The sequence below is a fragment of the uncultured Faecalicoccus sp. genome (genome assembly GCF_944325745.1).
GTDB lineage: Bacteria > Bacillota_I > Bacilli_A > Erysipelotrichales > Erysipelotrichaceae > Faecalicoccus.
Window position 1 is genome coordinate 1 of record NZ_CALVBG010000040.1, and the last position, 11,212, is coordinate 11,212.

Genomic DNA, 11,212 nt, shown 5'->3' on the forward strand with positions numbered 1-11,212 from the left:
GTATTTTCAGCCCATTCTTCACGATGTGCTTCAAAATACTGGAATGGTTTACCATCCAATTCAACCAAAGCCTTTTTGATGACTGGCTTATCTTCTCCATGCCGTCTTTCGATATTCATCATCTTTGTGATCGGCATACCTCCGGCAACCCATTCATTAGCTGGTTTTGACAAGTTGGAAATCTTAGATAAGTATCCCGTGTAACCATACTGAATTAACATAAAGGCATTGTATCCTAATGAATAACAATAATCCGCATCAAAGTTAGATGGGAATGCACAACGTCCTTCATAACCAAAGAAGTGATGTAATGCATTGAATTTTCCTTTATAAGTACCAGCTTCTTTTCTTTCTGCCAATTTATCCGCTACTAAAGCCGAGAATAATTTTTCCGATTCGATCAAAGATACTTGAACGTTTCCATGCGGATCACGTTCTAAGAACAGCTGCTGCTGAATGCCCTGTGGCAAGATTGCGAAGACATCCATCGATTCTTTCGTCAAACCTTTTTCAATGAACGCATATTTTTCTTCCCAAGATTCAAGAGCATTGAATTCTTCTGCTTTGCTTCCGGCAAGAAGTTCATTGATTTCTGCGATCAATGTTGAGAATTCAGGAACAAATTCTACAACGCCTTCCGGAATGATAGCTACCCCAAAGTTCATTCCCTTGGCAGCACGTTTTTCTACCGAGTCCGCAATGTAATCAGCGATTTGCGATAAAGACATTTTCTTCGCTGCTACTTCTTCCGATACCAGACAGATGTTTGGCTGCGTTTCCAAAGCACATTCCAAAGCAACATGAGAAGCAGAACGCCCCATCACTTTGATGAAGTGCCAGTATTTCTTGGCCGAATTGGCATCACGTTCGATATTTCCGATCAACTCACTATAAGTTTTTGTAGCGGTATCAAATCCAAAAGAACATTCGATGTCTTCGTTTTTCAAGTCCCCATCGATTGTTTTTGGACAACCGATCACCTGAACACCTGTATCGTGAGCCGCAAAGTATTCTGCCAAAACAGCCGCATTGGTATTGGAATCATCTCCTCCAATGATCACGATTGCGGTGATTCCATGTTTCTTGCAGACTTCAGCTGCTACTTTGAACTGTTCTTCGGTTTCCAATTTTGTTCTTCCCGATCCGATGATGTCAAAACCGCCAGTATTGCGATATTCATCGATATAAGCATCATCAAAGATCAAGTAATCGTCATCGATCAGGCCGCTTGGACCATTTTTGAATCCGTACAATTCATTATCGGGATTGGTAGCCTTCAAGGCATCATACAAACCACAAACGACATTGTGTCCCCCTGGGGCCTGTCCACCTGAAAGGATAACGCCGACAACTTGTTTTTTTGGCGTAGAAGTGTTTTCTCCCTTTTGGAAAGTGATTTCTTTTTTTCCATAAGTGTTGGGGAACAAAGCCTGGATCTTTTCCTGATCGGCCACACTCTGTGTTGGTTCGCCTTCTTTTACACAGATCTCCGCGATTCCATGGCGAAGCATGCCAGGAAGTTTAGGAGAGTACTCATATCTTGCTTTTTGTAATGGTGAAATTTTCATAGCTGATCTCCTTTTTTTACCGAATAAATTATAAAATAGTCCCTTTGAAAAGTAAACATCAAACCCGGGCAGAACCCGCTATTCCTCTTCCAGGAGCATCATTTTTTCTTCCCATTCCGATGTATAATGGGCAATCTCATTATGCTTGTCATCGATCTGGGCATCCAATTCTTCCATTTTTTGATAATCTTGATAATATTCCGGTTCAAACCGCAATTCGCGCAATGCTTCAAGATCCGTTTGCGCTTCTTCTAAAAGCTGTTCTAAGCGGTCAATGCGATTTTTGAGTGCTTTGCGGTCTTTGAAAACTTGCGAAGAAGGATTCGTTTTATTTCCTTCAGACACACTCTGCATCAAAGTTCCCTGGGCTTTTTTCTCAATATATTCCGAATATGTACAATCATATACTTTCGATTCCGGTCCCATCTCCAGGATGCGATTGGCCATTTTTGACAAAAACATACGATCGTGCGAAACAAACAAAATTGTTCCATCGTATTTTTCCAGTGCTTTTTCTAAAGCTTCTTTGGTTGGAATATCCAAATGATTGGTCGGTTCATCCAGCAGCAGCAAGTTATCCTGCTCCAACATGAGTTCGGCCAAGGCAAGACGTACTTTCTCGCCCCCGGAAAGATCGTTGACTTCCTTGAAGACCTCATCCTGGGTAAACAAAAAGCTTGCCAGCGTATTCCGGATCTGCGTCTGGGTCAGTTCGGATGAGACTTGCCATAACGTATCCAGGACGGTCAAGGATGAATGCCGATGTGCACTGTCCTGGTCGAAATATCCGATATCGATCTGATGCCCGTAGTGAAAGTGTCCATGCAGAGCGGGAACCTTTTTTACTAACGTCTTGATCAAAGTACTTTTACCGATGCCGTTGGGGCCGACGATTCCCATGCGCTGGCCTTTGATCAAAGAAAAACTGACCTTTGACAAGACATGATCATAGCCAATTTGCAGATCTTCTACTTCCAGAACTTGTTTGCCCCCTTTGCGTGCACATTGAAAGGAAGCATGCATCTGGCTGGTATCGGCCTTGAGATCCTGGATACGATCCATTCGCTCCAAATATTTGATCTTGCTTTGGGCAAAGGCGGCTTTATTTTTCTTATAACGGAATTTTTCGATCAGTGCTTCGATTCGTTGGATCTCTTGCTGTTGACGCACATAGGCTTCATGATTTTTCTGGATAAATTCTTCTTTTGCCTTGATATAATGCGTATAATTTCCGACATAACGAGTCGTGATTCCATATTCGATCTCGATGATCTCATCGGCCACATGATCCAAAAACATACGGTCATGGCTGACCAGGACCACGGCGCTGGGATAATGGCGCACATAATTTTCCAGCCACTCCACACTTTCGATATCCAAGTGGTTGGTCGGTTCATCCAATAATAGAACATCGGGTTTGGATAACAATAATTTGACCAAGGCAATTCGTGTTCTTTGCCCCGAACTAAAAGATTGAAGATCTTTGTGCAGATCTTCTTCGGTAAAGCCAAAATGGAAAAAGACATTGCGCATTTCCACTTCATATTGATAGCCGTTCAACGCTTCAAACTGACTTTGCAAGCTTGCGTATTTTTCCAGTTGTTTTTCACTGGAGTCACTTTCTAAGACTTTAGCCTGCTGATGCAACTGCTGCTCGATCTGGCGGACCTTTTCAAAAGCACTCTGCAGTTCTTCGAACACGGTGTGATCGGTTTGCGAAAACGTGATCTGTGCTAAATAGCCCACTTGGACCCCATTGGCCCAGATCACCGATCCTTGATCCGGTGTCTCTTCCTTACAAAGTATCTTTAAAAGCGTCGTCTTTCCACAGCCGTTTTTCCCGACAAGGGCGATCTTTTCTTTTTCTCTGATCGTCAAAGATGCTTTTTCCAAGACATCCTGCGTCCCATAACTCTTTTTGATATTACTGACTTGAAGTTTCACTTTCTTCACCTTGTATTCCGTAATAGGAACAGATCGCATTGACGATGCAATCTGCTATCTCTTCTTCATGATCTTGAAAATATTGTACACTCTCTTGATGGGTCCCATTGGCTAAGAAGAAAACAACACTTTCCATTCCAAAACTCTTCTTATAAGAATCATTAGCCTGGGCATAAGATAGAGTCCCGGCAAACGTCTGTTTTCCTCCCGTTTCCCGCAAAGCCGGATAGGCATCGTAAACAATATCTTCTTTCTGATCTTCTGTTGTCCCGGCATCATTTGTAATTCCGGAAGCCAGTGAATCCATAGAAGACACGGCAGCCATTTCTACCCCTGCATTCGTGAGTTCATAAGCGATTTCATTGGCAAACAGCCCTGTCGTATATCGCGAAGTCAATAAATAGGGCCTGGTCAAAGTATCGTCTTCATACGCTTCAAGGCTGATGAATGCCTTCGCCTGGGCCTGATAGCCGATTCCCACGCGCGAAGACGCCCCATAATAACTCACTCCTTTATCATCTTCTCGAGATAAAAGAACGCGCAATCCTTTTTCTTCCAGCTTGGTCTTCAATAAGTTCGCAAATTCCAATGTCAGTTGCGGCTCGTTGATCCAGTCATTGACGATACCCGTATCCGTTGTCATAGAGACTTCATTATAGATCTGTCCGCCTGGATCTAAAACGATATCGGCCACTTTCACTTGCGGGATGTTTTCCATGACATCCAAAAAAGCGTAATTCTTATCCATTTCGATTCCATAATCTTCTAAATACGTTGAATCAGCGACTAAACGGATATTCTTTACGTGCTTCTGGTTGCGAATCGTGCTCAAAGTCTCGCTTTCAACCGGCTTTTTGAAGCACAATCTTTTCTTATCGTAATGGTCAAAAATATAAACTTCATACAATCCCGGATCCAATTGATTCAACCGAATACCGGAGTCCGCATTCTCTCCCAGTCCAAAACTGATCTCTTCCTGGGTTTCTACATTTTTCAACAAAAGCAATTGTCCAAACAAAGAAGAGTGTTCCTTCGCACTATATTTTGATGGGTAAAAAGACAAGGTTTGACCATAGATCCCATAATCTTGCACCGTGTAACTTTCCTTGAATTCCGTCTGGATCTGTTCTTTCACAACCTGATCATCTAAAGATTCCAGAGCGGTCATACGAAAACGATCAATTTCCGTTGTTCGATTGACATACAAAAACAATGCCCCGCTGAGCAGCGCCAAACAGACAACCACAGCGATCAAGATGCGCGGATGTTTTAGTTTTCGATTCAATTTCCTCTTTGCCATGAGTTAAGTATACATGAAAAATCTAGAATTTGATAAAAGAAAAGTCACATTCGCATGTGACTTAAAAGATTAGATTTCGAGGTGTACGAGGATACGGCTGAACATCGCGAATATTTTGGATACCACTCAAATACATCAACATGCGGTCGAATCCCAGACCAAATCCGCTGTGCTTGCATCCGCCAAAGCGACGCAGATCCAAGTACCACTGTAAGGTTTCTTGAGAAATTCCCATCTCCTGGATCTTGGCTTCCAAAACATCATAGCGTTCTTCACGCTGCGATCCTCCCACCAGTTCGCCTACATAAGGAACTAACAAATCGCAGGCCGCTACGGTTTTTTGATCTTCGTTGACACGCATATAGAACGCTTTGATCTCTTTTGGATAGTCGATCAAGAAAACCGGTCCCTTGACCACTTTCTCACAAATATAACGCTCATGTTCGCTTTGCAGATCCATTCCCCAGTAGATTTCCTGGTTTTCAAACTGATCTTTGGCTTTTTCCAAGTGTTCGATCGCTTCGGTATAGGTCATGCGTTTAAAGCTGGATTCAGCCACCGCTTTGATACGGCGAATACAGTCTTTATCGATCATCTTTTCAAAGAAGGCCATTTCTTCCGGCGCATGTTCCAGACAATAGGTGATGCAGTATTTGATCATCTCTTCGATGCAGTCCATGTTGTCGCTCAGATCCGCAAACGCTAATTCCGGTTCGATCATCCAGAATTCACTGGCATGCCGTGTCGTATTAGAATTTTCGGCACGGAATGTCGGCCCAAATGTATACACGTTTCGGTAAGTCAAGGCAAACGGTTCTACATGCAGCTGCCCAGAAACTGTTAACTGTGCATGTTTTCCGAAGAAATCCTCCTCATAATGATCATCCTGACGCGTTGTCACAGTAAAACATTCTCCGGCTCCTTCGGCATCATTTCCTGTGATGATCGGTGTATGGACATACACAAATCCGCGTTCCTGGAAAAAAGTATGAATGGCCATCGAAAGGACACTGCGCAAACGGAAGATCGCATAATATGTATTCGCTCTTGGACGAATATGCGGAATCTCACGCATATATTCAAAACTATGACGCTTTTTTTGAAGCGGATAGGTATGATCGCTCATTCCCAGGACATGAATGGTTTTGGCCTGGATCTCAAAAGGCTGTTTTGAATCCGGCGTACAAACCAAAACACCCTGAACCTCAATGGCAGATCCCAAAGTAATCTTAGAAACTGTCTCATAATCTTGTGTCGAATCCTGATAATAGACAACTTGCACATTGCCAAAACAAGAACCGTCATTCAGTTCAATAAACCCTAAGGCTTTAGAATTTCGATTGGTTCGCACCCAACCTTGTAATTCAATGGTCTGCCCATCTAATGAGGCATATTCAGCTTTGCATTTCTTGACTAACATTTTATCCTCCTCTTAATAAAAAAACGTCCCTATCTCTAGGAACGATCAATCACCGCGGTACCATCCTTTTTCTTTTCAGCACTCTTTCGCGTAACGCACGACTGCGGGACTGTCTACTTAGTTTCTCCAGTCCGGCTCCCCAGCTGTTGGCCTGAAATAAAGGTATCATCCTCTTTCACCACCGAGGACTCTCTTGGCATACCGTTTATTCGGTCTTCTGTTTCTTTGCCTTTGATTCCATGGAGTTGGTCAAAAAGACCAATTCTTGAATCGATGATACCACATCGACAACTTTGACCGCAACCCCTTTGGGTGCTAAAAAGTGCTCGTGGGTAAAATCGACGATCCCTGTGATTCCGCACGCTACCAGGCGATCCACAGTCTTTTGCACTTGATGTGATATCGTCAAGATCGCAATATGGCAGCCTTCCGGGATCTTTTCTTCCAATTCCGTCATCGGATAAACTTGGATCCCAAAATGAACTCCTGCTTTGGCTTCATCCATATCAAAAGCACAGGCAATCTCACCGACGACATGATCCCATTTATTATAATTCATCAAAGCGCGGCCTAAGTTTCCGGCTCCGACCAAAATGATCTTTTCATCAAAGTCGACCCCTAATTCCGCATTGAAGATCTCAATCAATTTATCGACATCATAACCATAGCCTTGTTTTCCCAGATTGCCTAAAAAAGAAAAATCCCGACGGATCGTGGTCGATTCAATATCGACAAAGCTGGACAACTCCTTGGACATGATTCTTGTCGTCCCATTTTTTTTGAGCCGACGCAATGCTTTTAAATACAGCGGATATCGTTGAAGCGTTGCCTTGGGTACTTTTTTGGAAGCCATATCGTTCACCTCTCAGGACTATTGTATCACTTTTGCTTCGTTTGTGAAGGTGTTAACAAGTCTTTTTTCTTTGTTTTCATCGCCGTCTTATCCAATTGAACATGCAGATCATCTAATTTGGGATAGAGACTGACAACCTGTTTTTCAAGATTTTGTCCAATCTTAAAAGTATAACCATATACCAGCAAACCAACCCATAAGGCCAGTGCCAAGCACCATCCGATCATAAACGGAAGATGCACCAGCAAGACCGAAAGGATCATAAAACCGATTGCACCTGCTAATGAAGCCAGGATCCAGATGCGCAAGCTGTCTTCCCACATTTTTTGAAACATCTCTTTATGCTTATCTAAGAATTGTTGGATCCGTTCATCCACCATGGCAGAGATCTCTTGATATTGAAAAGCCGGCTTATTCTTTTTTTGGATCATTGATGCGAGCTGCTGCATACGAAAAACACAGAAGATCATGCCTTCCTGATTTTCAAAGCGCTGATATTTTTGATAGTAAAGTTTCAGCGTCTTTAAATAATCGTTGGTTGAAAGTGGATGATCCAGCATTGAAAACACTAATGCATCCAACCGTTCTGTCAGCACATCCGAAAAGACCAAGACATTATCTTGGGCTCTTCTTTCCAATGCCTGTAAAGCGCCTAAAAAATGATCAGCCATTTTCCTTACAATATGCCTCCAACGCATTTGCGATCTGATCCGGACAAGAAGTCGGTTTCGGTCCGCAAGTCACGCCTCTTAGATCTTCGATGACTTCCTGGACATCTCTTCCCTGCATCAGTCGCCCGATCCCTTTTAAATTTCCATTGCATCCGCCAACGGCTTCAAAAGCAAGGATCTTTCCTCCTTCGATCTCAAAATGAAATTCACGGGAACAAACTCCCTGTGGTCGATAGTTATAGTTCATACATTTCTTCCTTTCCATCGTTTCATCAAAAGCTGTGTCAGCCAGCCCGTACAAAGTCCACTGACGATCGATAACGCCAGTAAGACGGGTAAAAATAACTGCATAAAATACTGTTGATAGATCCATGTGACCATCAGCACCTGCCCTATACTATGCATGGCAGCCCCCATCACGCTCACACCGAAAATCGAAAAACACTTCATCTTGTACGCCATCGACATACCGATCATCGATAAGAGCGATCCGGCCAAAGAGATCCAAAACGCTACGGAAAACAAAGTCCCTTGGCATAGGCAAGCCAGAAACACGCGTCCCAGATTGACCAGCCACATCGCCGAGATCCCATACATCTGCAAGGCAAAAAGCCCCGTGATATTGGCAAATCCAATCTTGAATCCGGGCAGGATCCAGCTGATGGGCAAAAAACTTTCCGTGATCTGTAATACGATGCCGGCCCCCATCAAAAAAGCCAGCTCAACGGTTTTTCTTACTTTCATTGGATCATCGTATCCTGTCCTGTACCGCCTTCGATCCGAACGACCGTCTCATTGGGCAAACAGACGATGGGCGTATTAGGATCCGAAACAAACCCTTGTTTCGAACACAAATGATGGGGACTGTTTTCCTGGGTCACACGAATTTGATGGTCATTGACTTCGATCTCGACTTCGCCATTGGTTCCTTCCACACTATAAAGGGCATCCTGCGACAGATCGATCGACAAGACTTCCTGATCTTTAACGTAGACCTTCGCAAGCCCACTTTGCGGTGCATTGCGAAACAACGGGATCAACAAGACCAGCGATAGGATCATCAACGCAACGATCAAGAGCTTATCCGCTTTTTTTAAACTCATTGTACGATCACCTTAACAGAGCGTTCCACGGCGTTCCCAAATCGATCTTGTATCCGTACCGTGACTTCTTTTTCGCCTGCCTGCGAAGTATCCAGATCCGTATCCAGCGAAAAGGAGACTCCGTTCAAATCGCTCGCTTTAAAATATCGGGACCAATCGATCACCTCTCCTTTGGAAACCGTGATCTCTTGTTGGTAGGAATCAATCGTTGGCGGCTGTGTATCTTTGACCGCAATCTTAAAATCCAGATCCGCATGTCCGGTATGAATCGTAAAATCATATTCGCCGACTACCAAATAATCCAGATTTTTGGATATGAATCGGTTTTCTTTCTTGATCACACCCGGGCTCAAGGCTTCGACATCCATCTGATCGGTTTCATAATTGTCCGCATTTTTGATATAAAGGGCCGCGTTGGCATAAACATCCTGTCCTAATTCCACTGTAAATGTCTGTCTTTGTAAGGCAGGACTTGAACATCCCGTCAACAAGACCAGCCCCAATACAAGTCCTAACCCTTTACGCATGTTCTTCCTCCATCAGCGGTGCCGCTAATTCTTTGATCTTATTGAGACGATGCTTCATGCCAGATTTCGAAATGATTTCTCCATATTCCAGATAACATTGTTCACATAACTCATTCATATTGGCTTCCGGGAAACGTTTCCGGATCTCCATGACATGCCGTATTTTATCGGAGATCTTGATCTTGCGCGCATTTTTTTCTAAGACATCGATATAATTCAGCTGATCTTTGGCCGCCTTCAAGGTTTTCATCTCATTGGCCAGTTCGCAGTTATCCAATCGTTTGAGATTGTTATAGAAATCCCGCTGGATCCGAGAATCTTCGAAATCAAACAGTGCCTGAGATGCATTGCACAAACGCAGAAAATCTGCAATCTTATCACCGGCTTTCAAATAGACCACGTAGGTATTCTTTCGAAGGATCATTTTGGCCGGCAAGTAGAATCGCTGCATCAATTTCTGGATCCCCTTGGCCATCTGTTCTTCATGGGTGGCAATTTCCAGATGATAGTTGGTCGTCTTGGGATCATTGATGCTGCCGCCTGCCAAAAAACAACCTTGGAGATAGGCTCGTGCATTGGCCTGAGACCGTGTAAAAACAGCGGGCGGCGAGAAATGTAAACCGCTATCGGTTAAGATCATCAAATCCGAAAGGATCTCTTTTGTTTTCTCATACACTTGGAGACGATAGATGTTATTCTTTTTGAGCTGCATCTTTTTTAAGACCGACAAGCGCGGATCGACTTGATAAAGAGATTTCATCAGTTGAAAAACATGTTTGGCAATCGTCGCATTCTCCGTCTGAAAGGAGAGATACATCCCCTGCCAGTTCATATGCAAAGAAGCCCGCATCTGTAATAAGGCACACAATTGGGCCCGGCCGGTCTTGTCATCCAGTTTTTCATAACAGATCTGCTGCTTGGTCTCTGAAGTAAATGACATCCTCATCCTCCTTAACTGCTCCTAATCATACCATGAATTCTCAAAGAATGTAGAAAAAAGCCTGTCAATTGACAGACTATAAAGTTTGTAAGATTTCTTCGGCAACTTGTTTGACGGCCTGAGGATCATGGCGAATGCGTCCCTTTTCATCAAAATAGATCAAGTTGCGCGACAAGATCTGATAATCATGATCCTGTTCTTTGACCTGGATCGGGTAAGAGCCCATCTTGGCATATCGATCCAGGATCGACTGCGGGATATAGCTCTGATCCACGATCACACGATCCACCGGATGAACAAACGAATGTTTCTCGATGGCGCGAATGTGATCTTCCATACTGTAGTTATCCGTTTCCCCGGGCTGGCTCATCGCATTGCAGAAATAAATATGCGGACAAGTTGTCTTTTGAATTGCTTCGGATATCTCCTGAATGATCAAATTCGGCATGATCGATGTATACAAAGATCCAATCCCATAGATCAAAAGGTCCGCTTCTTCAATAGCTTGAATCGCGGGAAGATAAGGTGTGACTTTCTTTTGATAAAAAACATGATCAATACTGTTGGATACTGTGGGGATATTCTTCTCTCCGCGCACCAAGGTTCCGTCTTTCATCATCGCATAGAGCGTAACAATATCCAATGTACTGGGAAGAATGGTTCCGTTGACTTTCAAAACTTTACTAATGGCCTGAATGGCCCCGATAAAGGAGCCGGTCAGATTCATCAATGCCAAAAAAATCAAATTTCCCAAATTATGTCCGCCGATATCCTTTTTGCCTTCAAAGCGATAGTTCATCAAATCACTAAAAAGATGATCTTCATCATCGGTGGCCATGGCACAAAGAACATGACGAATATCTCCGACCGCCGGCACATTATAGAT

General features: G+C 43.5%; 12 protein-coding genes. All 12 read right to left on the reverse strand.

The features are described from left to right. Positions 1-1,568: diphosphate--fructose-6-phosphate 1-phosphotransferase (locus tag Q0J48_RS04955; RefSeq protein WP_296242194.1), on the reverse strand; the 1,568-nt coding region annotated here is incomplete at its 3' end. Between the two features lie 78 nt (positions 1,569-1,646). Next, positions 1,647-3,512 carry a ribosomal protection-like ABC-F family protein gene (gene abc-f, locus Q0J48_RS04960; protein ID WP_296242196.1) on the reverse strand — a complete coding sequence of 622 codons (1,866 nt, stop codon included), beginning with the start codon at positions 3,510-3,512 and terminating at the stop codon, positions 1,647-1,649. Beyond that, the gene (locus tag Q0J48_RS04965) at positions 3,493-4,797 is read right to left on the reverse strand and encodes an N-acetylmuramoyl-L-alanine amidase (protein WP_296242198.1); all 1,305 of its coding nucleotides are present in this window, start codon (positions 4,795-4,797) and stop codon (positions 3,493-3,495) included. The genes abc-f and Q0J48_RS04965 overlap by 20 nt, the downstream gene beginning before the upstream one ends. 76 nt (positions 4,798-4,873) lie before the next feature. Then, positions 4,874-6,232: an asparagine--tRNA ligase gene (gene asnS, locus Q0J48_RS04970; protein WP_296242200.1), complete on the reverse strand. Its 1,359-nt coding sequence runs from the start codon at positions 6,230-6,232 to the stop codon at positions 4,874-4,876. Positions 6,233-6,437: 205 nt separating this feature from the next. Further along, positions 6,438-7,085, reverse strand: coding sequence for a redox-sensing transcriptional repressor Rex (locus Q0J48_RS04975; protein ID WP_296242202.1), 648 nt, complete (start codon positions 7,083-7,085; stop codon positions 6,438-6,440). A gap of 26 nt (positions 7,086-7,111) precedes the next feature. After that, positions 7,112-7,756: a hypothetical protein gene (locus Q0J48_RS04980; RefSeq protein ID WP_296242204.1), complete on the reverse strand. Its 645-nt coding sequence runs from the start codon at positions 7,754-7,756 to the stop codon at positions 7,112-7,114. Next, positions 7,749-8,003, reverse strand: a complete 255-nt coding sequence (locus Q0J48_RS04985; protein ID WP_296242206.1) for a TIGR03905 family TSCPD domain-containing protein — start codon at positions 8,001-8,003, stop codon at positions 7,749-7,751. Before Q0J48_RS04985 ends, Q0J48_RS04980 begins: the two co-directional genes overlap by 8 nt. Further along, a complete protein-coding gene (locus Q0J48_RS04990; protein WP_296242207.1) occupies positions 8,000-8,500 on the reverse strand; it encodes a Gx transporter family protein in 501 nt (166 codons plus the stop codon). Before Q0J48_RS04990 ends, Q0J48_RS04985 begins: the two co-directional genes overlap by 4 nt. Next, positions 8,497-8,859 (reverse strand): NusG domain II-containing protein, encoded by a 363-nt coding sequence (locus Q0J48_RS04995; protein ID WP_296242210.1) that lies wholly within the window; start codon positions 8,857-8,859, stop codon positions 8,497-8,499. The genes Q0J48_RS04990 and Q0J48_RS04995 overlap by 4 nt, the downstream gene beginning before the upstream one ends. After that, on the reverse strand, positions 8,856-9,386 hold the full coding sequence (locus Q0J48_RS05000; RefSeq protein WP_296242212.1) for a hypothetical protein: 531 nt from the start codon (positions 9,384-9,386) through the stop codon (positions 8,856-8,858). The genes Q0J48_RS04995 and Q0J48_RS05000 overlap by 4 nt, the downstream gene beginning before the upstream one ends. Further along, positions 9,379-10,326 carry a DNA-binding protein WhiA gene (whiA, locus tag Q0J48_RS05005; RefSeq protein ID WP_296242213.1) on the reverse strand — a complete coding sequence of 316 codons (948 nt, stop codon included), beginning with the start codon at positions 10,324-10,326 and terminating at the stop codon, positions 9,379-9,381. Before whiA ends, Q0J48_RS05000 begins: the two co-directional genes overlap by 8 nt. Positions 10,327-10,402: 76 nt before the next feature. Further along, positions 10,403-11,212 (reverse strand): gluconeogenesis factor YvcK family protein (locus Q0J48_RS05010; RefSeq protein WP_296242215.1); only part of this gene is annotated, 810 nt, incomplete at its 5' end.